The organism is Nonomuraea sediminis (assembly GCF_018531495.1).
Lineage (GTDB): Bacteria > Actinomycetota > Actinomycetes > Streptosporangiales > Streptosporangiaceae > Nonomuraea > Nonomuraea sediminis.
The window spans coordinates 701,111-723,560 of record NZ_JAHDTI010000001.1 but is presented as its reverse complement, the minus strand read 5'-3'; the positions used below and the strand labels follow the sequence as shown (position 1 = coordinate 723,560).

At 68.1% G+C, this 22,450-nt stretch carries 28 protein-coding genes; 23 read left to right on the top strand and 5 right to left on the bottom strand.

Features of this window, described 5'->3' with window-relative positions; genetic code table 11:
• Positions 1–257: 257 nt before the first annotated feature.
• On the bottom strand, positions 258–1,376 hold the full coding sequence (locus tag KIK09_RS03425; protein ID WP_214317131.1) for an MCE family protein: 1,119 nt from the start codon (positions 1,374–1,376) through the stop codon (positions 258–260).
• A gap of 146 nt (positions 1,377–1,522) precedes the next feature.
• On the opposite strand from KIK09_RS03425, the gene KIK09_RS03420 reads away from it, so the two are divergent.
• The gene (locus KIK09_RS03420; RefSeq protein ID WP_214317130.1) at positions 1,523–2,731 is read left to right on the top strand and encodes an acyl-CoA dehydrogenase family protein; all 1,209 of its coding nucleotides are present in this window, start codon (positions 1,523–1,525) and stop codon (positions 2,729–2,731) included.
• A gap of 119 nt (positions 2,732–2,850) precedes the next feature.
• On the opposite strand, the gene KIK09_RS03415 is transcribed toward KIK09_RS03420, so the two are convergent.
• Positions 2,851–4,101 (bottom strand): tyrosine-type recombinase/integrase, encoded by a 1,251-nt coding sequence (locus KIK09_RS03415; RefSeq protein WP_214317129.1) that lies wholly within the window; start codon positions 4,099–4,101, stop codon positions 2,851–2,853.
• Between the two features lie 706 nt (positions 4,102–4,807).
• Between KIK09_RS03415 and KIK09_RS03410 the strand changes: the two genes are divergently transcribed.
• From KIK09_RS03410 to KIK09_RS03310, 21 genes are all read left to right on the top strand, one after another.
• The gene (locus KIK09_RS03410; RefSeq protein WP_214317128.1) at positions 4,808–5,779 is read left to right on the top strand and encodes a hypothetical protein; all 972 of its coding nucleotides are present in this window, start codon (positions 4,808–4,810) and stop codon (positions 5,777–5,779) included.
• A complete protein-coding gene (locus KIK09_RS03405) occupies positions 5,776–6,096 on the top strand; it encodes a hypothetical protein (protein ID WP_214317127.1) in 321 nt (106 codons plus the stop codon). Before KIK09_RS03410 ends, KIK09_RS03405 begins: the two co-directional genes overlap by 4 nt.
• A gap of 410 nt (positions 6,097–6,506) precedes the next feature.
• Positions 6,507–7,562 (top strand): hypothetical protein, encoded by a 1,056-nt coding sequence (locus tag KIK09_RS03400; RefSeq protein WP_214317126.1) that lies wholly within the window; start codon positions 6,507–6,509, stop codon positions 7,560–7,562.
• A 19-nt stretch (positions 7,563–7,581) separates the two neighbouring features.
• On the top strand, positions 7,582–8,148 hold the full coding sequence (locus KIK09_RS03395) for a hypothetical protein (RefSeq protein ID WP_214317125.1): 567 nt from the start codon (positions 7,582–7,584) through the stop codon (positions 8,146–8,148).
• A gap of 148 nt (positions 8,149–8,296) precedes the next feature.
• On the top strand, positions 8,297–8,464 hold the full coding sequence (locus KIK09_RS03390; protein ID WP_214317124.1) for a hypothetical protein: 168 nt from the start codon (positions 8,297–8,299) through the stop codon (positions 8,462–8,464).
• A gap of 74 nt (positions 8,465–8,538) precedes the next feature.
• The gene (locus KIK09_RS03385; RefSeq protein WP_214317123.1) at positions 8,539–8,817 is read left to right on the top strand and encodes a hypothetical protein; all 279 of its coding nucleotides are present in this window, start codon (positions 8,539–8,541) and stop codon (positions 8,815–8,817) included.
• Between the two features lie 11 nt (positions 8,818–8,828).
• Entirely contained in the window at positions 8,829–9,557 is a 729-nt protein-coding gene (locus KIK09_RS03380) for a protein phosphatase 2C domain-containing protein (protein ID WP_214317122.1), read from the top strand.
• Positions 9,554–9,964, top strand: coding sequence for a hypothetical protein (locus KIK09_RS03375; protein WP_214317121.1), 411 nt, complete (start codon positions 9,554–9,556; stop codon positions 9,962–9,964). Before KIK09_RS03380 ends, KIK09_RS03375 begins: the two co-directional genes overlap by 4 nt.
• On the top strand, positions 9,961–10,410 hold the full coding sequence (locus tag KIK09_RS03370; RefSeq protein WP_214317120.1) for a hypothetical protein: 450 nt from the start codon (positions 9,961–9,963) through the stop codon (positions 10,408–10,410). Before KIK09_RS03375 ends, KIK09_RS03370 begins: the two co-directional genes overlap by 4 nt.
• The gene (locus KIK09_RS03365; RefSeq protein ID WP_214317119.1) at positions 10,407–10,775 is read left to right on the top strand and encodes a hypothetical protein; all 369 of its coding nucleotides are present in this window, start codon (positions 10,407–10,409) and stop codon (positions 10,773–10,775) included. Before KIK09_RS03370 ends, KIK09_RS03365 begins: the two co-directional genes overlap by 4 nt.
• A gap of 50 nt (positions 10,776–10,825) precedes the next feature.
• Positions 10,826–11,479, top strand: coding sequence for a hypothetical protein (locus tag KIK09_RS03360; RefSeq protein ID WP_214317118.1), 654 nt, complete (start codon positions 10,826–10,828; stop codon positions 11,477–11,479).
• Between the two features lie 57 nt (positions 11,480–11,536).
• Positions 11,537–13,144: a DUF3560 domain-containing protein gene (locus KIK09_RS03355; protein WP_214317117.1), complete on the top strand. Its 1,608-nt coding sequence runs from the start codon at positions 11,537–11,539 to the stop codon at positions 13,142–13,144.
• Positions 13,145–13,205: 61 nt separating this feature from the next.
• Positions 13,206–14,378 carry a hypothetical protein gene (locus tag KIK09_RS03350; protein WP_214317116.1) on the top strand — a complete coding sequence of 391 codons (1,173 nt, stop codon included), beginning with the start codon at positions 13,206–13,208 and terminating at the stop codon, positions 14,376–14,378.
• A 112-nt stretch (positions 14,379–14,490) separates the two neighbouring features.
• Positions 14,491–14,685 carry a hypothetical protein gene (locus KIK09_RS03345; RefSeq protein WP_214317115.1) on the top strand — a complete coding sequence of 65 codons (195 nt, stop codon included), beginning with the start codon at positions 14,491–14,493 and terminating at the stop codon, positions 14,683–14,685.
• Complete coding sequence (locus tag KIK09_RS03340; protein ID WP_214317114.1) at positions 14,679–16,598, top strand: DNA cytosine methyltransferase; 1,920 nt, start codon at positions 14,679–14,681, stop codon at positions 16,596–16,598. Before KIK09_RS03345 ends, KIK09_RS03340 begins: the two co-directional genes overlap by 7 nt.
• A 68-nt stretch (positions 16,599–16,666) precedes the next feature.
• A complete protein-coding gene (locus KIK09_RS03335; protein ID WP_214317113.1) occupies positions 16,667–17,455 on the top strand; it encodes a hypothetical protein in 789 nt (262 codons plus the stop codon).
• The gene (locus tag KIK09_RS03330) at positions 17,446–18,213 is read left to right on the top strand and encodes a hypothetical protein (RefSeq protein WP_214317112.1); all 768 of its coding nucleotides are present in this window, start codon (positions 17,446–17,448) and stop codon (positions 18,211–18,213) included. The genes KIK09_RS03335 and KIK09_RS03330 overlap by 10 nt, the downstream gene beginning before the upstream one ends.
• Before the next feature lie 11 nt (positions 18,214–18,224).
• Positions 18,225–18,500, top strand: coding sequence for a hypothetical protein (locus KIK09_RS03325; protein WP_214317111.1), 276 nt, complete (start codon positions 18,225–18,227; stop codon positions 18,498–18,500).
• Positions 18,493–19,080: a hypothetical protein gene (locus tag KIK09_RS03320; RefSeq protein ID WP_214317110.1), complete on the top strand. Its 588-nt coding sequence runs from the start codon at positions 18,493–18,495 to the stop codon at positions 19,078–19,080. The genes KIK09_RS03325 and KIK09_RS03320 overlap by 8 nt, the downstream gene beginning before the upstream one ends.
• Before the next feature lie 78 nt (positions 19,081–19,158).
• Positions 19,159–19,437, top strand: a complete 279-nt coding sequence (locus KIK09_RS03315; protein WP_214317109.1) for an HU family DNA-binding protein — start codon at positions 19,159–19,161, stop codon at positions 19,435–19,437.
• 127 nt (positions 19,438–19,564) lie between these two features.
• Positions 19,565–20,011 carry a transposase gene (locus KIK09_RS03310; protein ID WP_308163901.1) on the top strand — a complete coding sequence of 149 codons (447 nt, stop codon included), beginning with the start codon at positions 19,565–19,567 and terminating at the stop codon, positions 20,009–20,011.
• Here KIK09_RS03310 and KIK09_RS03305 read toward each other — a convergent pair.
• A complete protein-coding gene (locus KIK09_RS03305; RefSeq protein WP_250572498.1) occupies positions 19,962–20,510 on the bottom strand; it encodes a GNAT family N-acetyltransferase in 549 nt (182 codons plus the stop codon). The two genes, KIK09_RS03310 and KIK09_RS03305, sit on opposite strands and share 50 nt — an antisense overlap.
• A 66-nt stretch (positions 20,511–20,576) precedes the next feature.
• On the opposite strand from KIK09_RS03305, the gene KIK09_RS03300 reads away from it, so the two are divergent.
• A protein-coding gene (locus tag KIK09_RS03300; protein ID WP_214317108.1) for an IS5 family transposase occupies positions 20,577–21,451 on the top strand; the annotation gives its coding sequence in 2 pieces (ribosomal slippage) (positions 20,577–20,921 and positions 20,924–21,451; 873 coding nt in all).
• A gap of 18 nt (positions 21,452–21,469) precedes the next feature.
• Here KIK09_RS03300 and KIK09_RS03295 read toward each other — a convergent pair.
• The gene (locus KIK09_RS03295; protein ID WP_214317107.1) at positions 21,470–21,760 is read right to left on the bottom strand and encodes a hypothetical protein; all 291 of its coding nucleotides are present in this window, start codon (positions 21,758–21,760) and stop codon (positions 21,470–21,472) included.
• An 84-nt stretch (positions 21,761–21,844) separates the two neighbouring features.
• A complete protein-coding gene (locus KIK09_RS03290; RefSeq protein WP_214317106.1) occupies positions 21,845–22,300 on the bottom strand; it encodes a hypothetical protein in 456 nt (151 codons plus the stop codon).
• Between the last annotated feature and the right edge of the window lie 150 nt (positions 22,301–22,450).

The window sequence follows — 22,450 nt, the reverse complement described above, 5'->3', positions numbered from 1 at the left end:
GCTGGGGAGCGAGCGTGCCCGGTCCGGGGTGACGGAGGATCGTAACGGCGGGCGGCCCCGTCCTGCTTGCCGTGGCGTCTCCCTGGACAGAGCCCAGCCGAAGTGCGGCGACTGGCGGTGGGGTGGCTTGCCGTACAGGCGAAGGCCCGGGCGCGGTGGTGGCCTGTCGTATAGGTGGAAGACCCGTGCGGTGGTGGCCTGTCGTGAGGGCGGAAGATTCGTGCGGTGGGGGCGGCGGGCTTGTGGGGGAGAGGAGGTCAGTTGTGGGGGCGGGGGAGTAAGCCGCCGAGGGTGGGGTCGAGGGGCTGGATGAGGGGGGACGGGTCGAGGGTGAGGGTGTTGAGGGATTTGCCGAGGGGGTTGAGGGGGCGGAGGAGGGGCTCGCAGCGTGACGGGGGTGTGCCGAGGGAGTAGGCGAGGGAGCACAGCCACATCGCCAGGTCGTCCGTCTGTCCGTTGAGGTCGAAGCGGGCGCGGAACGAGCCGCTGGTCGCGTCGTAGGCGTTGTTGGCGTTGTTGACGCCGAGCGGGGCCGTCTGGAGGAACGTTTCGAGGGACTTGCGGTGCCGTACGAGGAGTTTGGTGATGTGGGCGAGGTCGCGGGTGTTCGCGGTGATCTCGCCGCGGTTGTCGTCGACGAAGTCGGCCACCTGCGTGAGCGTCCCCGACAGGCCTTGGAGTACGGCGCGCAGCTCTTGGCGCTCGTCGTCGAGCTGACCGGAGACGTCGGCCAGGTCCTTCATGAAACGGCGGATCCGGGCGTCGTCGCGGGCCATCAAGGACGTGATCGCCGCCAGGTTCCGGACGTTCTGGGAGAAGTCATCCCGGTCGCCGGCCAGAGCGGAGGTCGCGTCGGACAGGGCGCGTACCGTGGTGCCCACCGACTCGCCCTGGCCGCCGAACGTGCCGGCCGACACCTTCAGCAGCCGCGACAGCGCGCCGTCGGCGTTCGCGCCCTGCGGTCCGAGCGCCCTGGTCAGGCCGTCGAAGCCGCTCAGCGCCTCGTCGATCTCGACGGGCGAGCGCGTGCTGGTCAGCGTCGCCCCGTCGCGGAGAACAGGGCCCGAGGTGTACGGCGGGGCCAGCTGGACATACCGGTCGGCCACCACGGATCGGGCCACGATCACCGCCTGGGCGTCCGCGGGCACCCGTCTGGAGGCGTCATAGGCGAGCTCCACCTTCACCCGGTCGCCCATCGGCGTGACGCCGGCCACGCTGCCCACCCGTACGCCGAGGATCCGCACGTCCGAGCCGGGATACAGGCCCACCGCCCGGTCGAAGTACGCGGTGACCCGGGTGGTGGAGGCGGGCTTGAGCAGCAGGAATCCGGCCGCGACGGCGAGCGCGGCCAGCAGTGCGACGAGCCAGCGGTTCATGGGGGCTTCCGTGGGAGGAACGGTGGGTGGCCGTCATATTACTCTGCGTGGTCGTTTGGCGCGAACCAGAAGAGGGCTTTGCTTGGACCTTACTGATCGGTAGGGTGTTACCAATGGTAACGGGCGCGTCGGGGAGTGTGGCGAGCATGGGCGGGTTCTGTCCGGAGCTGGGCGAGGACGTGGTGCAGGTACGCGACTGGGTGCACGAGTTCGCCCACGACGTGATCCGCCCGGCCGGCGCCGAATGGGATGAACGCGAGGAAACTCCCTGGCCGGTCATCCAGGAGGCCGCCAAGATCGGGCTCTACTCGCTGGACTTCTTCGCCACCCAGTGGTTCGAGGTCTCGGGGCTGGCGCTGCCGGTCGCGTTCGAGGAGCTGTTCTGGGGCGACGCGGGCATCGCGCTGTCGATCGTCGGCACCGGGCTGGCGGCCGCCGCGCTGTCCTCGAGCGGTACGCCCGAGCAGATGGGCGAGTGGCTGCCGCAGATGTTCGGCACCGAGAACGACGTCAAACTGGGCGCCTTCTGCGCCTCCGAGCCGGAAGCCGGGTCCGACATCGGCTCCATCCGCACCCGTGCCGTGCCCGACGGCGACGACTGGATCATCAACGGCGTCAAGACCTGGGCCACCAACGGGGGCATCGCCAACGTGCACGTCGTGGTGGCCTCCGTCGACCCCTCATTGGGCACCCGCGGGCAGGCCTCCTTCGTGATCCCGCCGGGGACGCCAGGATTGTCGATGGGGCAGAAGTTCAAGAAGCACGGCATCCGGGCGTCCCACACGGCCGAGGTCGTCCTGGACAACGTGCGCGTACCCGGATCCTGCCTGCTCGGCGGGAAGGAAAAACTGGAGGCACGCCTGGCGCGCACCCGCAACGGCGAGCGGACAGGTGAGCAGGCGGCGATGCGCACCTTCGAGACCACCCGCCCGTCCGTGGCGGCCATGGCGGTGGGGATCGCGCGCGCCTCCTACGAGTACGCGCGGGACTACGCGCGCGAGCGCGAGCAGTTCGGCCGCAAGATCGGCGAGAACCAGGCGATCGCGTTCCTGCTGGCCGAGATGGCCACCCGGGTGGACATGGCCCGCCTGCTGACCTGGCGGGCGGCCTGGATGGCCCGCAACGGCCGCCAGTTCCAGCAGGCGGAGGGCTCGATGTCCAAGCTCGTCGCGGGCGAGACGGCGGTGTGGGTCAGCGAGCAGGCCATCCAGATCCTCGGCGGCGCCGGGTACACACGCGAGCACCCGGTCGAGCGCTTCCATCGCGACGCCAAGATCTACACCATCTTTGAAGGCACCTCGGAGATCCAACGCCTGATCATTGGCCGGGCCGTCACAGGGCTGCCGGTGCGGTGAGAGATTCGCACGTCAGTGGGGTGGCGTGACCGCAGGGCCGTCGTCGCGACACACCACCCCTGACTGGCCCCTCGCCGGGGCGCGGACGTCAGTTCTGTCTCAGTTCTGCCTCGGCGGCTTTAGGGGTGCCGGAACTGCCGATCGATGGCCTCGCGGACCCGGTCGTGCGACGAAGGCAGCATGTGAGCGTAGACACGGAGCGTAAGCGCCGGGTCTACGTGTCCCAAGTACTCGGAGAGATCCTTGATCGTCACGCCACCCGCCAGGGTGACGCTGGCGAAGTAGTGGCGAAGCTGGTGCGTGCCCTGCTGCCGTGTGGTGAGGTACCGTCGCCGACCTCGTGTGTCCTTGGTTGGCTCGGGGATGACCCTGGCCGCGACGAGCGCGGGCTTCCAGACGGTCTCGTCGTAGTTGCGGTGCCGGATGTGTAAGTCGTCGGTGGCCCAGCGAAACAACAGGTTGTGAGTACGCGGCTTCCCGCTGGGCTTCTCCCAGGGCAAGGTGTACGGCCGCGGCTCATGAGCCTTGATGTGCGTGCGCAGAAAGTCGGCCACCCATTGAGACAGGGGGATCGTGCGCTCTTTGTCCCTCTTCGGCAGGGCGAAGACGAAGTCGCTGTTCAGCTTCTTGATCTGCCGCCGCACATGGATGGTCATCTCATCGAAGTCCACGTCTTCGAGCGCCAGGCCGAACCACTCGCCTGCCCGCATGCCGCATCCAGCCCCGAGGACGGGCATGGCTCGCAGGTGCTCAGGATGGGCGGCGATGATGGAAAGAACCGCCAGGTCGGTCCACGGGACCACCTTCTTGTATGCGTGCGCTGGTGCCTTTACGATCTCGGCCTTGGCCGGGTTCTTCTTGATCTTCTCGTCGGCAACGGCGAGATCGAGGATGCCTTGGAGGACGAGAAGCGCCGTGATCGGAGTGGAGGCCTCGTACCGCTCAGAGAGCTCGGCAAGGAATGCTTGCACCTCTGACGGCTTGATCGACCCCACCTTGCGCTTGCCGAACTTCGGCTGGATATGGAGCCGGTATATCGACTCGTAGCGGATAAGGGAGGCTGGGTCGATGCCGGCCCGAGAGGCCATCCACCGCTGTCCGTACGTGTCGAATGTCGCGTTGCCGGCTGCCGGGTCGATGTACTCGCCCCGCGCCAGGTCCTCCTCCATCTTCCGTGCGTACTTCTTGGCCTCGTCCTTGACGCGCCTGGTCGCTGTCTTCTCGTTGCCATCGGGCCCGATCCATACGGCCTGCCACCGCTTGGCTTTCGGGTTCCCGCCGTTGTCGGGATGTTTGGCGGTCTTCTTGCGCATGGGTTTGCCGTCAGGTCCCTTGACCGTCGTGAACCACAGATCTCTGACGCGGGCCATCGTGCTTCTCCTGAGGGGTCGTGGCGGGCGCGCGTCGGGCTACTCCGTTTGGGTGTTCGCCGGGTGTCGGGCCAGCGGGTCCGTGGCGATTCCGCCCTCTCCGGAGTCCGTATGACGAGCTTGGTGATCTTCGTGAACACGTCTCGTGCATACGCACCCGTCGCGCTATGGTGTGTCTGACGCGTCTGAAGCGTCGAATTCTGCTGTTTGTATCACACGAGACCGCCGGAACGGGCGACCGCCCAACCGCCCTATCCCTCAGTGGGGCGGGTCCCTCAGCGGGGGCCGGGGGGAGCACCACCATGCCCGTATCCGAGCCGCCTGTCCCTCAGGAGCCGCCCGGCCAGACAACAAGAAAGGCGCCCCCCGCAGAGCGAAGAGCGCCTATCCCACATCAGCAACGACACCGCATCCCCTGACCGGCTCCAAGGTTGGTCGCCAGGCGAGCCGATCGGGCGGGTGCTCGAAATGCTTGGAGCCGAAGATATCACCTCGCCAAGCGTTCGCCCCGGCGCGCCCCGACACCTGGGCCCCGCCGCGTCCGAACGTCTCTCAACCCTCGTTAACCCCATCTCGTGTGGCGGTCCTGTCGGCCGTCCCCGAGAGGATGCGCTGTGCCACCTCGCAACAGGCTTTCCTTCGCGCCGTCAAGGAGCACGCCGACGCGCTCGCGTTACGGTGCCACGCCTACCGGAACCTGACGGCGGTGACGGCCAAGCTGGCCGACTGGGCCGACTGGACAACGATGACCACCCGCCCCACCGAGCAGCGCATCGCTGACGATCTCGACCTGGCGCTGTCCACCGTGAAGCGCTGGGTTCGGTGGCTGCGTGAGCGAGGCTTCCTCGGCGTCGTGGAGGAGGGCACGACCAACCGGTACCGCAGAGGGAACCGGTGCGGGCTCGACGACGACGGCCTAGGGAACCGGGCGGCGGTGTGGGTGCTGTGCGTTCCGGCTCCTGAGCTGGAGGAGACCGGCCCGCACACCGACAAAACGACAACTGAACCCCCTTCCTGTACTTCCCGTAGGGGAGTACAGGAAGGTCCTACGCACGCGCGCGAGGAAAGATCACCTTCGCGTCGCCGGAACCGAACCTCGACGACGCAAGAGCCCACCGCAACGCCGGGGACCCGCAAGCACGCGCTCCAGATCGCGCAGCAGATCCACGACGAGAGCACCACGCTGCGGCGGCTGTCGCCGTGGTACATCCGGCACCTGACCCGGGCATTCGTCGCCGCTGGGTGGAAAGCCGACGACGTGCTACACGCCCTCGACCACCAACCGGACGGCTCGGCCTGGAGCTACACGTGGACCAGCCGCGACGAGATCCGCAACGTGCCCGGCTGGATGCGGTACCGGCTCGACGCCTGGCTGGACGAGCACGGCCGACCCTTGCCCGGCAAGTCGCAGCGGCTCGAGGCCGCGGCCGCTCGGCTGCGCGCAGAGCAGGACGTGTGGCGGGCGGGACGGGAGGCGGCGAACGCGCAGCGCGTTGGCGGTCCGCTGCAGCTTGCGGCCCGCCCGAGCCGGGCTGAAGCTCTCGCGCCGTTGCCTCCCGTCACCCATGCCGAGGCGTGCGGCCCGACCGCGGCCTACCGTGCGGCTCGAGCTGCGCTGGACGCCAGGAGGCTGGTGCAGGAGGCTGCGCGCCTTCGGTGGTTGGAGTCGAAGTCGTGAGCGGGTCGTACGCCGACCGGGCCCAGCAGGCGCGGGAACTGCTGGCGCGCTCGTCGTCGGCGGCCGCCAGGGCGATGCGTGCTCGTGAAGTGGAGGCGGCGCGGCCGAGGCGGGTGGTGGATCCATGGAGATGGGAGTGGATCGACAAGGTCGCGCAGGAGGTTGCCGAGGCGCCGCCGTCTCTTGTTGAGACCTGGGTTCCGGAGCCGGGGGCAGAGGTGGTGGATGAGGTAGCAGAGCGGCGCCGGGTGTCGCTGGCGCGGGCGAGGATGCGTGGCCGCGCCGAACGCGCGGCCCGACAAAACGACAAATCCTGATCTACATGGTAAAGGCGGGAGCCGGGTGCGGTGAACGTCCAAGAGCAGCGCTGTACGCGCGTCAGATCGACGGAGACGCGCTATCGCTTGGGTCTGGTGCGTCTGACTCGTCAAGCACTCTAGAGAGCGCAGAACGCATCTGACGCGTTGATCGTATCGTTATGGAGAGAAACGATGATCGGTCTCCTATATGTATAGGTACACCCCCCACATGTGTTAGCGTCGAAGACGTAACACACGAAAAGCGCCGCTGACCAGCCGAAACACCGGAAGGAGCGCCGTAACCGGCGCCCCACCCGGCTGGATGGATCCAACGACACATGCTGATAGCGGTGCCGCAATCAGTTAACCGGCTCTGGCCCCGCGACCGCCACGGTCGCGGGGCCGCGGCATGTCACGAGGAGAACAGCATGGACACGATCACCGTTCGGACCCGCACCGAACTGCTGGCCGCTGTGAAGGAAGTCCGCAACGAGGGCGGAACCACCAGTCAGATGCTCGCGACGATCGCCCGGATGCTGACCAACCCCTCCGCCCCGGAGGAGTTCGAGGAGAACCTGGCCGCCGTCACCCAGGCCGCGGCCTTTCACTTCGCCTACGAGAAGGACACCGGCGCCACGCCGTACCCGGACGACGCCACGTACGACGACCTCACCCCCGAAGGCCAAATGGTCGTCATCCGGAGCGTGGTCTTCGAGTTCGGAGAGCGAGACGACGCAGCCGAGACGCCCGCCCGGCCGCTCGCGACAGTCGCGACCACTCGCTACCTGGCCGTCGCGATCGACGAACCCCACACCTTCGAGCTCGGCCTCGACGGGGCTTCCCTCCCGGCACACCACCTGGTAGCCATCGCCGAGGCCGAGGAGTACACCGAGGACGGCGAGACAATGCTGTTCCCCCTGCCCAAGGTCGTCGCCATCCTCGACTCCGGCGTCCCCCTCGACGACGACGCCCCCGCGCTGGGCGACCTGCTCAACGTTCACGCCTGGAAGCTGATCGGCGAGAGCGACGGCTACCCCGACAACGCTGTGCACGAGGTTGCCCCAGCCCACCCGGAGACGACGCCGCCGGGCATCGAATACCACGACGGCCGCCCGATGCCGTACTACCTCGCCGGCCGCAAGAAGCTCGACGAGCGAGGCTCGCTGCTCGACGCGATGCTCGTCGCAACGTTCACCGCCGCCCAGGCCACCAACCCCGCCAAGTACGACCTCGACCTCGTCGGCGTCGAACTGCTGCTGATCAGCGCCTCCCGCGCCGCCGTGGACGACCGGCTCGCGTTCGAGCAGATCGTCCGGGGCAACGCCGGCCTCGACTGCAAGCGGCGCCTATTCATGGCCGCGTGCGCGGCGATCGACACCGCGCTCGACGTGATCCGCGAACGCGCCACCTGTCGCACCTGTGACAGCCCTGCCGTCTCCCGCACGACGGACGGCAAGCCCGTCTGCGCCAACACCGGCCACTGAGAGCGCAACGGAGCACACGATGGACACCACGACCCGCGGCATCGCCGAAGACCTGCTGCTCGTCCTGCGCCGCCTCAACCAGGCCGATGACCAGAAGCTTGCCTGCGACCCTGGCCCGTACGGGCACGCCCAGCGGGCGCTCATCGCGATCATGGAGTCGGCAGACTGGGGCCCCGCGCACGCCAGCGAGGCCATCCAGCACGCGATGCAGGAAGGCTCGACGCTGTTCGACGCGATGCTCGTCACCCGTGTTGGTGAAAGCGATACCGCAATCCACGTGCTGAACTCGACGAACGGTACTCCTACCGAGATCAGCGACGAGCTGGCGCAGCAGATCGCCGACGCGATCGGCGAGCACTTCAGCGGTGACCGCAATTACTGGCCGCAGGTCATGGACGCCGATTGGGACGAAGGGGGCGGCCGCGTCATCGTCTGGGAGCACGGCGTGGACGACTGGACGTTCTTGGTCCGCCACGGCGGCCGGTCGGACTACTCGCCTGTGGAGTACGAGCCGGTTCGGCTGCCTGTGGGCGTTTGGGTCGAGGCGGTCAACCACTGCGCCCTGCGCGTCCTGCCGCGCGAGTAGCCCCGGGAACGGCGATGGCCGGGCCCGCCACAGGCCCGGCCATCCCAACACCACAGAAAGCCCCGGACCCTCGTCGCCACAACGAAGACCCAGTGCGTCCCAGCGTAACGCACCCACCCAAGACAGACCGCTCAGAAGGGGAGCATTCGTGAACCGCGCCACCGCCGACAGCCACGACGACGACACCGAGCAAGAGCCGGTGAACATCACCGACGTCTTCCCTTTCGAGATCCATGACCAGTGCGGCGACTGCCCGGCCCGATGGGACGCGCCCCCACAGGAGCACCACGTCTCCTGCTCCATCAACTGGAACTAGCCGATCACGCCCGGCCCCGCCTCGCTGCCGCCCCCGGGGCGGGCCCTGCGCTGCTCGCAAGAAAGGACCAGCACATGCCCATGCAGCCCAACCGCAGTGCGTCCGGAATCATCCGGCGGCTCCGCGATGACGGGTTCACCGTGAACATCCCCGAGGAGCCATACCGCCGCATCTACCAGCTTCGGCTCAGTCGTGGCCTGTACTTCGGCACTCTCGACGTCTCCGCCGACAAGGGCCGCGCCCTGCGGATCACCCTCACCTGGCAGCTGAACCACAGCACCCGGAAATGCAGCGGCGCCACCCACATCATCGGCCTCCTCAACTGCCTGCCCGAGCAGGGCTGGGACAACTGAAAGGGAACCATATGCCCCTCATGTACGTGCCGGGCGTCGCCCGCGTCTTCTACGACAGCATCCAGAACGGCCGCGACACCCAAGCCGACTACGTCGCCGTAGTCGATGGCTCCTGGGCGCTGGCCGTCGCGGTGTGCGACGGCGCGGACGACGACTCCGACGCGGCCGACGCCGCGCAGATCAGCGCGCAGATCGCGGCCGCCGTCGCAGGCTCCACCAACAGCGGCGCCGAGGGCCTGCACGCGGCCCGCACCTACCTGCAGCAGCGCAACGAGGGGGCGCCGCCCGGCCAGGAGGGCATCACCACGGCGGTCGTCGCGTCGATCACCTGCGGCGGGCTGGACCTCGCCTGGGTCGGCGACTCGCCGGCGTGGGCGGTGCAGCTGGACGGCAAGGTCGTCCCGCTGACCACCCCGTCGTGCCACCCCTGCATGACGCCGTGCAACGTCGAGGAGTCGCACGAAGCGGACGGCGGCTGGCCGCACCACCTCTACACCTACACAGACGACTATGCCCGGATCATCCTCGCCTCGGACGGGCTGACCGCGCACCTGCCGCTCGCCGGTCGGCTCGACCACATGAACGCCATGCTCGACGACCTCACGCAGCTGGCCGCGCCCGATCTTGACGGCGAGTACGTCGCAGCGGAGTTGCTCGGCCTGGCCAAGCGGGGCCGCGGCCACGACAACACGACGGTCGCCGTTATTGACCTCGTCCCGCACGAGGGGGAGCCCGCGTGACGAACACCGTGATGGGGCTGCTGCTCACCACCGACCTCAACCAGGGCGACCGGCTGGCGCTGCTGCTGTCCGACGAGGGTGACCGCCTCGACCACCCGTACCTGTCCGGCGCGCTCACCCTCGGCGAGGGCGACACCGACACCGAGATCTGCGAGGTCGAGGAGTACCCGCACCTGCATCTCCTCGTCGCCCGACTGGCCCACCCGGGCGGCCGGGCGCGCAACCCGATCGCCGGGATGCTGCTCGACCAGTACTTCACGGCCGCCGCCGACCGATGGTGGCTCGACCTGCGCGGCGGCGTCGTCCTCACCGGCCTGTGCCACTGCGGCGCCCCCGCGGACCTGCCTGACCCCATCTACGACACAGCGCGTGCCGTGTCCGACTCCGTACCGAGGGGAACACGATGACCAGAAGAGTCCGGCCTGCCGTCAACCCGAACACCTACCGCCCGGCGATCACCACGAAGGCGGACCTGGGCGGGTGGGCCATCGCCACCAGCCCGACCTATGAGGAAGGCGTCACCGAGCTGACCCTGACCCGCGACGACTGGGTCATCTACGTCGGCTTCAAGGGGCACACGGCGTTCGCTGCCGCCGTCAAGTACCCCGGCCAGACCCACCCGGCTGGGGTGCTGTCGCTCGGCCTGATGGCCCGTTACCTGCGGGGCAACCGGGAGGAGATGTCGGCCTTCCGTCGTGGCCAGCGCGTCATCGTCGGCGACCAGGCGGGGACGGTGAAGGACATCATCCCCGACGACGAGACGAAGGTCCGGCTGGTCGTCCACTACGACCGAGGTCGCGTCGGCGAGCCATACACCACGCACGTCAGGGCCGAGGAAGAGGTGACGGTGTGATCACCTTTCTTCCCGAGACTCGGATGTGCCCGACGTGCGGTGAGCGCTCGCGCATCATCACCCGCGGCGACTCGGACGGCACGATCGTCTCCGCGTGCTGCGAGGCCGTGATCCCCGACCTGAACGACGCGCCGACCGCGCTCGTCGAGGACGGCAAACTCGTCTGCCCCTTCGGCGACTGCGGCGCCGCCGACGACATCGTTGAGCTGGACGTGGCCACGCGGTCCAACGAGATGACCATTACCGAGCCGGGCGTCATCAGCGTGAGCCTTGGCGACGGCTACTTCGAGGGCGACGGCTTCGAGTGCCAGCAGTGCACCCGGCGCGTGTCGCTGCCGGACGGCTACGAGCTCAACTATCCCTAGACGCTGATAGCAATACCGCAATCAACATCACGACAAGGAGAAACGCCACGATGGCGACCGCCACGGAGAAGCGCCGCAAGCGCCGTCCCGTCACCGACGAGATGAAGGCCCAGTCGCAGGCGAGCAGGGCCGCCGCGAACGACGCGCTGCACAACTACGCCGTGCTGTGCCTGTCCGACCCGGCTGAGCTGGAGGAGTTCCGCTCGATCGCCGCGAGCATCGGGTGGAAGTTCGACCCGGCCAGCGACGACGGCGGCTATTCGCTGCAAAACGCCGCGCTGCTGGCCGCGCAGCGGCGGCCGCTCGTCCACTGCGGCGGCTTCGACTACTGGCTGGAGCAGGGTCGCTGCGTCGCCGAGGGGGAGAAGGCACTCGGCACGTTCCGTCACATCGGCCGCAAGCAGACCGAGGAGCAGAAGGCCGAGGAGAAGAAGCTGGCCGAGGAGGGCTGGCAGTCGTCCAAGCGCGGGCCTCGCTACTACGTGAAGCGCGGCACGTGGGACGTGACCCAGACCCGGCCCATCGTGAAGTGCCCGCGCTGCGGCACCACCCCGACCGGCCCCGAGGACCGCACCACGCTGTGCCCGCCGGACTGCGCGGTGTTCGCGCCCCGGCCCGGCGGCAAGCCTCCCCGCGAGCTCGTCCTGGAGCTGATGCAGGCCCAGCTCAAGGACGCCGACGAGGAGCACGGCCCCCAGCAGTAGCTACCCGCGCGCAGGGCGGCGGGTGGCTGCCCTGCGCTCTCCCTTGAGCGAGGAATTTTGATCAGGATCAAGCACACCCACGAGGACGGCACGCTCGTCTACGGCACCCGCAAGGGCGACGGCGTGTACGACATCATCCGCAAGTACGAGAACGGCGGCTTCAAGTTCTTCCCCTCCCTCCGCATGATCGGGCTCCGCAACTCGCGTGACCGGGTCGCCGACCGGTGGGCGATCAACGCCGCGGCCGAGGCCCTGCGCAAGGCGGGGTTCGAGGTCGAGGTCGAGATCGACGACAACTTCCGCGACCGCGCCCAAGTCCTGGAAGATAAGGCCGACCGGCTCGAAGACCGCCGCGACGCGCTGGAGCGGAAGGCCGACCGTCACGCCGGTGCGGCGTCGGCCGCGCACGAGCGGGCTCACCAGATCAGCGAGCGGTTCGCGGCTGGCCAGCCCATCCTGGTCGGTCACCACTCCGAGCGGGGCGCGCGACGCGACCGGAAGCGGATGGACCAGGCGATGCGGACCAGCATCGCCGAGAACGACGCGGCGCAGAGCGCGGCCGAGCGCGCGAACGCGGTCGGCAGGCAGCTGCGGCGCTCCGCGACTCCGGCCGTGACCGCGCGCCGGATCAAGACGGCTGAGGCCGAGCTGCGCAAGATCCAGAAGTCGCTGGACGGCTACGAGCGCAGGCACCTCGACCACGCTGGCAACCCGTGCTACATCGAGAGCCACGAGCCCGCCCAGGGCGACTACCGGGAGATGCAGCTCGCCCGCAAGGCGCAGCTGGAGAACCAGCTCGAATACGACCGGGCGCAGCTCGCCGCCGCGGTGGAGGCGGGCGAGTACGTCAAGTGGGGGCCGCACAACGTGCACGTGGGCGACACGGTCGTCTACTGGCGCAGGAGCGTCGTGCTGAAGGTCAACCGAAAGACCGTGAGCGCCGATTCCGGCTACTCCTGGCCCGACAAGGTGCCCTTCACCGACATCCTCGCCATCGAGTGCCCGCACGGCGAGGACGGGCCCGCGGTCATCGCGCCGAAGCGACGCGTCAAGCAGGCGCCGAACCGGCCGAAGGTCGAGGTGCCGAAGGTCGACACCGAGCAGCTGCAGGCGGCCTCGCAAACCGTCAGCAACATGCAGGTGGGCGCCGGGCGGGAAGCGTTCGTGTCCCCGCCCGCCGTGGTGGACAAGCTCATGGAGCTGGCCGACATCCAGCCCGGCATGACTGTCCTCGAACCATCGGCGGGAACCGGCAACATCGCGGCGGCAGCCGTCGAGCGTGGCGCGGTCGTGGACTGCGTCGAGATTGATCAGGGCTTGGCGAAGGTTCTGGCCGAGCGCGTCCCCGGGGCGAACTCCATCCACATCCGGGACTTCCTCGACTTGGAGGAGCCGGACGAGCCGACATGCGACCGGATCGTGATGAACCCGCCGTTCTCTGGCGGCAAGGACATCGCGCACGTCACCCACGCCCTGCGGTTCCTCAAGCCCGGCGGCCGGCTCGTCGCCGTCATGGGCGCCGGGATCATCTTCCACCAGTCCAGGACAGCCGAGAAGTTCCGCGTCCTGGTCGAGGAGCGCGGTGGCGAGTTCGAGCCGCTTCCCGCCGGCTCGTTCGCCCCGGCGACCGGCATCAACACGGTCGTCGTGGTCATCGCCGCCTGATAGCGGAACCGCCACCAACGTAATGCCCCGCCCCGGCGGGCGGGGCATCCCCGGAGCGTCCGTGAAGATCATCCTTTCGTACGGGCTCGGCGTGGACTCGACGGCGATCCTGCTGCGCTGGCTCACCGAGCCCGGCACGCGCTGGTTCGACCTGCGTGACCTCGTCGTCGTCACGGCGCAGACCGGCGATGAGTGGGTGGAGACCGCCTACCTCGTCGAGCAGCACATCTACCCGCTGCTCGCCCGCCACGGCGTACGCACCGTGCAGGTGTCACGTGCCGGCCCGCGCCAGAAGGACGGCATCGTCACTCTCGACGACACCACCAACCCCATCCTGTGCCTGACGTCGGCCCCGGGCGCCTACCGGCTGTCGGACGAGCTGCTGTCGGTGGCGACCGTCCCCCAGTCCGGAGGTGTGCGCAAATGCTCGCTGAAATTTAAGGGCTGGGTCCTCGACCAGGTCATCGCCCAGATCGTCGGCGACGACGAGTTCGTGCACGTCGTCGGGTTCGAGGCGAACGAGGCTCGCCGGATGCTGCAGGACATGCCGCTCGGCCTGCCGACCCGGATCCCGTCCTACCCGCTGATCGAGTGGGGCTGGGATCGGGCCGCCGCGGAGCAGTACATCCTCGGCAAGCTCGGCGTGAAATGGCCGAAGTCGGCGTGCGTGCAGTGTCCGTTCGCGTTTTCCCTGGCAGAGGGCCGTGACCGGACTATCCCGCGCTACCTGGCCAACCCGCACGAGGCGCTGCTTGGGCTGACGATGGAGCACCTCGCCGTCGCGATCAACCCGCGGCAGGGGCTCCTCGCGGGCGAGCAGCTGTACGACCTGATCGCCTCGAACCCAGACAGCGGGCCGCTGCTGGAGCTGTTCGAGCGGCGTCTCGACCGGCTGCCGTGGGCCGTCTACGACGTACGCCGCGCCATGGGTGCCAAGCCCGGCGACGCCATGGCGCGCGGCCAGACCTACCGGTCGCTGGAGCTGCTGGTCGAGGGCACGCGCGCCGACGTGCTGGCCCGCCTTGACCGGGCCGCCCACCTGCTCGGCCGCGAGGTCGAGACGGACGGCCGCCACCACCGGCTGTGGCTGCGCACCCGGAACCTCTACTACCCGTGCGTCGAGCACGCCCTGGTCGTCGCGCCTGCGCTGGCGCACGACAAGACCTTCAAGTCCTTCGAGCGGTCTTGGCTGGCTGGCCTGAACGGGCCCGCCCAGCTCTCGCTCTCGTTCTAACCCCTCGCTATCTGCGAAAGGCAACACCACTGATGAACCGCCACTCTGCAGTACCTCCTGCCCCGAATCACTCGGCGTTGGCGCTCGACCCCGGGCTTCGAGCCATGGGGCCGTGTCCGTGCTCTGGACGTCACCCGGCCGCTACGAGGCGGTCCTGATGGCCTCCGGCTTCATCTTCTACCGCCAGATCCCGGAGATGATCCGCATCCCGTTCCCCTCGGAGGGCGAGCTGGCCAAGGCGGTCAGGCAGGTCTGCGCAGCGCAGGCCGCCGCCGAGGAATCGTCCCGCGGGGAGTCCGGGTGCTGAACCGGCTGTTCCCCGACGACCTCGACGTTGTCGAGATGTTCGCAGGCGGTGGCGGCTCCGGAACCGGAATCGCTGCCGTCCCCGGCACGAAGCTAAAGTTCGCAGCCAACCACGCGAAGCCCGCGAAGTGGACGTACGTCGAGAACCACCCCGACGTGGACTTCTGGCTCGGCGACGTCCAGGCGGCCGACGCTATCGAGAAGTTCCCGTACGCCTCGTTCTTCTGGGCGAGCCCGGCTTGCCCCGCGTTCAGCACCGCATCGGGTGAGACGCGGTACTTCGACAAGGAAAACCAGATGGCCCTGTGGGCCGACGACCTGGACAACCTGACCGAGCACCAGAAGACCCGCATCAGAAGCCGCGCCCTGATGGAGGAGGTAGTCACCTACCTGCGCCACTGCCAGGAGAAATACGGCAAGCCGGTGCTGGGCTTCGGTGTCGAGAACGTCGTGCAGGCCCGGCTGTGGGCGCACTGGGACCGGTGGATCCGCGAGCTGCGGAAGCTCGGCTACATCATCCAGATCCACGCCGTGAACGCCGCGCACGTGCAGGGACGCACCACGCTGCCCACCCCGCAGTCCCGCGACCGGATGCTCGTGTCCGGCATCCACGAGTCCGTGGGCCGCACGCCGAACTACGACAAGTGGTTCAACCCGCACGCCTTCTGCCACCGCCACGGCGGATGGGTGCAGGCCGTCAAGGCGTGGAAGCGCCCCGGCGTGGACATGGGCGTCTACGGCATCAAGAACGGCCAGTACGTGTACGTCTGCCCCGAACTGGCGTGCCAGGGACAGATCATCGAACCGCCGGTGCTTCCCGCCGCGTACGCGATCGACTGGACCGACCTCGGGACGCCGATCGGCAGCAGGAAGAAGACGAAGAAGAAACCGGAGGGCTTGGCACCGAAGACGATGGCGCGCGTCCGCGCCGGAGTCCAGGAGCACTGGATCAAGCCCTTCACCGTCCCCGCGGGCGGCACCTGGAACGACGGGCCGCGGGGAGTGGACGAGCCCATCCCCGCACTCACCACGCGCGAGGCGAACGCGCTCGTCGTACCGTGCGAAGGCCGCGACGGCAAGAAGGCGCGGCCGACCAGCCTGCCGAAGCGGACCAGCACAACCCGCCTGGAAGACGCCATCGCGATCGACCCCGACGCCCCGCCCGGGGCGTTCCCGGCGTTCCTGTCCCTGATGCGGTCGGACCGCGCTCGGAACACCAACCCGACCACGGACCCGCTGGCGACCCTCGTCTCGGACGGCTCCAACCACGCGCTGGCCAGCGACCCAGCCTTCCAGGACGGGATGCTGCCGCTGATGTTCCCGTTCCGAGGCGGGGGTGACGAGTTCAAGTCGAGGCCCGCGTTCGAGGACCCCGCACACGCGGTCACGGCCGGCGGCTTCCATCACGGGCTCGGAGTCCCTCCCGGCTGGGAGCCGCCGCCGTCGCTGCTCATGCGCAACAACGGCAGCAAGGGCGACGGGCGCGAGCACGTCACCCCGACGAGCGAGCACATGCGCACGGTTACCACGACCGGGCACCAGTCGCTGGTCACAGCCCCTCCCGGCCTGCCCGTGCCCGAGACGCTGCTCATGGCGTACTACGGCAACGGTCGTACGCAGGATGTGAACGAGCCGGTGGGGACCCTGCCGACCCGCGACCGGTGGGCTCTGCTCACCTCAGATGGCCAGATCGATGTGTCGTCCATCCTGTTCCGGATGCTGCGGATCCATGAGCTCCGGCGGGCGCAGTCGTTCCCCGACAACTACGAGTTCGTCGCCGACACGGCGCGCGACAAGGTCAAGCTCATCGGCAACGCGGTCCCGCCGCCCATGGCCGAGATCCTGACCTGCGCCATCATCGAGGCGATTCTCAACATCGAGCTGTCCAGGTTCGACTACGACCTTGCCGCCTGATAGCGGTTCCGCAATCGACCCCGCCGTGCCGCGGCGGGGCCGTACCCCCACCATCGAAGGAGACCGTCATGGCCACCCGCCATGTAGTCCAGATGAGCGGCGGCATCGGATCGTTCTGGGCCGCTAAGCGCGTCGCAGCACAGCACGGCACCGACAACCTGGTGCTGCTGTTCGCCGACACCCTAACCGAGGACGAAGATCTCTACCGGTTCATGGACGACGCCAGCGCCCACCTGGGCGTCGCGCCGACCATCGTCCAGGACGGCCGCACGCCGTTCGAGGTGTTCTTCGACGTCAAATGGCTCGGCAACTCCCGGCTCGCGCCGTGCAGCAAGCACCTTAAGCAGGTGCCCTGCCGGAAGTGGATGACCGACCATTGCGACCCGGCCGACACCATCGCCTACGTCGGGTTCGATCATGCAGAGACTCGGCGTTTGCCTGGCACCGTGAATGGCTGGTCGCCGTGGCGAGTCGAGTTCCCGATGTGCGACGAGCCGTACTGGTCCAAGGACCGGATGCTCGACGAGTGCAGGGCGCTCGGCATCGTCGTGCCCCGGCTGTACGAGCTGGGCTACGAGCACAACAACTGCGGCGGTCTGTGCGTCCGGGCCGGGCGCGAGCAGTGGCTGCTCACGCTGGACACCTTCCCAGCTCGGTACGCCTACGCCGAAGAGTTGGAAGAGAAGTTCCGCGCCACACACGACAAGGACGTGGCGATCCTCACCGAGACCGTCGCCGGGGTGAAGTACCCGCTCACGCTCGCGGAACTGCGCCGCCGGTATGAGGCAGGTCTAGTCCGTCGCCGCAAGAGGATTCGGCAGGCCAGCCTGTTCGACCCTGCGGCGGCTTGCTGTTGATACACGCCCCGCTGTACCTGGCGCCGCCGAGCACCAACCGGATCCGAGAGCACATCCACGCGCGCCGGCTCGGCGCCATCCTCACCCCCTCCTCGGGCAACCGAGTCCCTGAAGAGGGCTACTGGGCCGCCGACAGCGGCATCTTCGGCAACTCGTACGTCGGCGACGAGGCTTACATGGACTGGCTGGAGGAACGCGTGGAGTTCGCCGACCGATGCCTGTTCGCGACGGCGCCCGACGTCCCCTTCAACGCGTTCGCCACCATCAGCCACTCATACCCGTACCTCGACCGCATCCGGCGATTGGGATACCCGGTCGCGCTGGTCGCCCAGGACCACCTCGAGTTCTGCGACTGGTGGCGCTGGGAGGACTTCGACTGCCTGTTCATCGGCGGATCGACGGCGTGGAAGCTATCGCCGGCGGCCGCCGTGCTCGCGCGGGCTGCGTGCGCGGCCGGGCTGTGGGTCCACGTCGGGCGGGTCAACTCGTTCAAACGGCTGCGGTACGCCGCGGCGGCGATGGACGCCGACTCGGCGGACGGAACGCTCCTCGCCAACGGCCCAGACAAGCACCTGCCGTCCGTCCTGCGTTGGACGTGGCAACTTCTGCTCGAGGAAGCGCCGTCACTGATCGACGCGTGCCGGTTGGTGCACGACCCGTACGACGGTCGCTACAGCCTCGCGTCCGGGCGCACAGTCACGACCGCACCGCGCATCCCCGCTGCCTTTTACGACTCTGTACAACTCACCCTGCTCTGAAAGGGATCTTGATGTCTGTCATGTGCTTCCACTGCCGCGAACCGCTGGACCAATGCAGGCGCGCCCTGCTCCAGGACGCCACCGACAAGGCGGTCAAGGAGATCGGCTTCGCTGCGCTCGTCGCCGAGTCCGACGAGGACCAGGCCGTCCAGGTCGTGTCCGCGTGGGACGCCGCCCGCGCCGTCAACGACCTGGTGGACCTCATCGTGGCGCAGGACTACGGCATCCCCATCGACGACGCGTACGCGCGTGCCCGCGAGCTCATCGAGGAGAAGGCCCGTGCCTAGCCGCAAGCCGGCCCGGCAGCCGAGGCCGAAGACGTACGAGCCGGGGGACCGCGTGCAGGTGCGGCGCGCGTACGGCGTGATTGGCCGCGTCGTGGAGGTGATCCGGCGGAGCAAGCCCGCGTTCTTCGGCTACCTCGTGGACTTCGGTGAACACCGGCGGGAGTTCGCGGGGACCGATGTGGAGGACCCGCCGCGGCCGCTGTTGGAGGAGTACTGCCGCTGGCAGGAGGACCTTTTGGGGTGCGGGTACGTCGCTCTGCTGGATGACGCGCGACTCGCCCAGCTCCGGATGGAGTGGACTGAGGCGTACAAGATGTTGGCCAGGCTGCGGCCGGACATGATCCCGCACCGGGTGGTGGGCGTGGAGCCGGTGCATCGGGTGTCGGTCACCAAGCACACCGAGCGGTACGAGGCGTTTTCGTCGAACGGCGCCCACCTGCGGGTCCGTCACCGGCACACCTGGTGGCTGCGCTGCCCGTGCGGGCTGGTCGAGGTCGCTGAGTCCTCGCATGAGGCCAGACGGCGCAAGGCCGCGCATGACACCCCGCTCGGAGGTGAAGGCGTGGACGAGAACGATTGACGCGCCTGGCGTGTCATTTGCGTCTGTCGCATGCTCTACCGTTCTGTATTGGCGAAACCGTCATATCGGGGGTACGGCATGAACAAGGCAGACCTGGCCGAGGAGTGGGGCAAGCGGGCCGACGCCCCGTCCAAGGCCGCCGCGAAGCGGGGCGTTGAGGCGTTCATCGAGGTCATCAGGGGCACCGTCGCTACGGGTGAAGAGATCCGTATCGGAGGGCTCGGTGTCTTCGAGCGCGTCTACCGCAAGGGCCGCGTGGCCCGTGACCCGAACACCGGAGATGAGATCAACGTCCCCGGCAAGTGGGTCATGCGGTTCCGTCCGGCCAAGGAAGCCAAGGACGCTGTCAACAAATAACACCAGCTCGTCGGCGGTCCGCTGCGGGGGCGCGGGCCGCCGACGCCACCAGCGAAGCCTTCGGGCAGCACCCTGACGCCGCCTCATCACCAGCTTCCCTGGCCTGGCTGACCTGACCGGCGCCCGGGTGCTCGCCGCGCTCGGCGACGACCGCACCCGCTTCGCCGACGCCCGCGCGCTCAAGGCCTACGCCGGATCGGCACCCTTCACCTGTGCCTCGGGCAAAAGCCTGGTCATCCACTACCGCAAGGTGAAGAACCAGCGCCTGGCCGCCGCCGGCTACGTCTGGGCCTTTGCCTCCCTGAAAGCACCCGCCCCTCGTGCGCACTATGACCGCCGCCGGGACGACGGTGACAGGCACTCCAGCGCACTGCGCGACGCTTTCAATCGGCTGCTCGGCTGCCTGTTCCGCTGCCTGCAGACCGGCCGGGCCTACGACGAGCTCACGGCCTTCCCAACTCGGTTCGGTGGTTTGGCAGGCGAACGCCGCACTAGGACGTGTTTCATAAGCGGCGCCGTGTGGCTCATACCTCTGGAAGGGAGGGATCGGGTTTCCAGGGGTTTGGTGCGGTGATGGACCAGCGTTCATGGTCGCGCCAGGCCCCGTCGATGTAGAGGTAGGCGGGCGACAGCCCTTCGTAACGGAAGCCCAGGCGCTGGGCCAGGGCCAGGGAAGCTTTGTTCGCTGGCTGAATGTTGGCCTCCAGTCGGTGGAGCCGCAGGTCGGTGAAGGCGTGCTGCAGGGTGACGGTGAGCCCGTCGGTCATGTAACCCTGCCCTGCGGACGGGCCGAAGGCTGCATAGCCGAGGGAGGCGCCCTGGTAGCGGCCCCGGATGATCGAGTTGATGTTGACCGTGCCGGCGGCTGCGCCGGTCTCCCGGACACGGATAAGAAAGCCCAGGTTGGTGCCGTCGTCGAAGCGGCGCATCCAGACCTGGAACTCCTCCGCGGTCGCGGGCAGCTGCATCCATGGCAGGTGCAGCTCGGTGCTGGCCTGCACGAGCGAGCAGAACTCGTCCTGGTCGGAGAGGGTGAGCGGGCGCAGTTCGACCCGTGATGGCATTTCGGACATGGACCAACGTTAGGGCCTGTTGTGAGCAGTGGATCGCCCGAGTGATCCATCTGGGATGATCTTGGTGTGGGTCGTGGTGATTTGACTGCCGCTCAGTGGGCGGTCCTGGAGCCGTTGCTGCCGGTGGGGAAGAAGTCGGGTCGGCCGCCGAAGTGGACGAAGCGGCAGCTTATCGATGGGATCCGATGGCGGACCCGGACCGGGGCGCCTTGGCGGGATGTGCCCGAGCGGTACGGCGAGTGGGAGACGGTGTACGGGCTGTTTCGGCGGTGGCAGCGAGACGGCACGTGGGCGCGGATCTTGAAAGAACTGCAGGCCAGAGCCGACGCCAAGGGCCTGATCACCTGGGAGGTGAGCGTGGACTCCACGATCACCCGCGCGCACCAGCACGCCGCTGGTGCGCGTAAAAGGGGGATCTGCAGGTAGAGCCACCCGGCGGCGTCGATGTCGAGCCCGCCGACCACGGGCTGGGCCGCTCTCGGGGTGGGCTGACCACCAAGCTGCATCTGGCTGTCGAGCAGGGCCAGAAGCTGTTATCGCTGATCATCACTGCTGGTCAACGCGGGGATTCTCCTCAGTTCCAGTCCGTGCTGGAGCGGATCAGTGTGCCCCGGCTGGGGCCGGGACGCCCGCGCAAGCGTCCAAACAGGGTCCGTGCCGACAAGGCGTACGGCTCGCGCGCCAACCGCGACTACTTGCGCAGGCGCGGCATCGCGTGCACGATCCCGGAGAAGGCCGATCAGGTCCGCCACCGCAACAACCGGGGCAGCCGAGGCGGGAGGCCGCCCAAGTTCTGCAAGATCGACTACCGTGAGCGCCACGCCGTGGAATGCGGCATCAACCGGCTCAAACGCCACCGCGCCGTCACGACCAGGTACGACAAGCTCGCCGTCCGCTACGAAGCCACCGTAACCATCGCCGCCATCAACGAGTGGCTGTGACCACATTTGAAACACACCCTAGTGGTCCGCCGCCCGGAAGATCAGAAGTGCGTGGGAGAAACCCTCGCTGGAGGGGGATGCGTTTCTTGCCGGGGCGACCGAGTAGGCGCTCACCTGGTCCAGCTTCCAGCCGCGCCTTTCAACCCGGTGGACGGCTTCTGACACTAGGTCCTGAACCGCAACGTCAGGTTTGTCGTACGGGACGAAGCCGGCAATTGGCACGATCGAGGAGAATACGGTGCGTCCCTCCCGGCGCTGCCGGCTGGCGCTCTCCTCGATGACACTTAACACATCATCCCAGCCACTCATGTGGACTCCCGCCTTGCCCTATGAGAACTCTGCCAGACACGTGTGGACCACGGTGAACGTCTCCGGTCAAAGCACTAGCCCCGGCTACTGCTCCAGGTCCAGCTCGTCGAGGTACGCCTCGATGGCGTCGTTGATGACGGCCTTGCCGCCCATCTGCTTCTGTTTGCACGCGGCCACGAGCCGGGCTCGGGTGTTGCGCTGAAGCCGTACGACGGCCGGCGGCGCGGTTGGCCGATCGATCGGTGTGCCGGGCAGCGGCTCGTTGGGATCGCGCGGCATCTTGAGATCGGCGTCTTCCGGCATCTCGGCCGGGATGGGCGGCTCAAGCGCGTCGCAGTAGGTGTTGATGGCCGCCTCGAACGTCTCTTGCAGCCCCATGCCAGTGGTTTCGAGGCCGTCGGTGAGGCGTTGGTCGATGTCGGTGTACAGATGAGCAATGGTGGGATGGAGGCTTGTCCACTGGGGCTTGCGGGTCCGGCGGGGGCCTGTGCGGGCCGATTGCGGTTCCGCTGTCGGCTGCTCTGGTGACCTACGTGTCATGGCGGTGTGGGCTTCCTGTGGTGGCGTGGGTTCCAACGGTACGGCGTTTCCGTCGTCTTGTCGCGTAGGACCGTACAGCATAGATGATCGGTACATCAAATGTTATTGCTCAGCTCTCATAGGTATATAGACGTCTACAGTATGTTATAT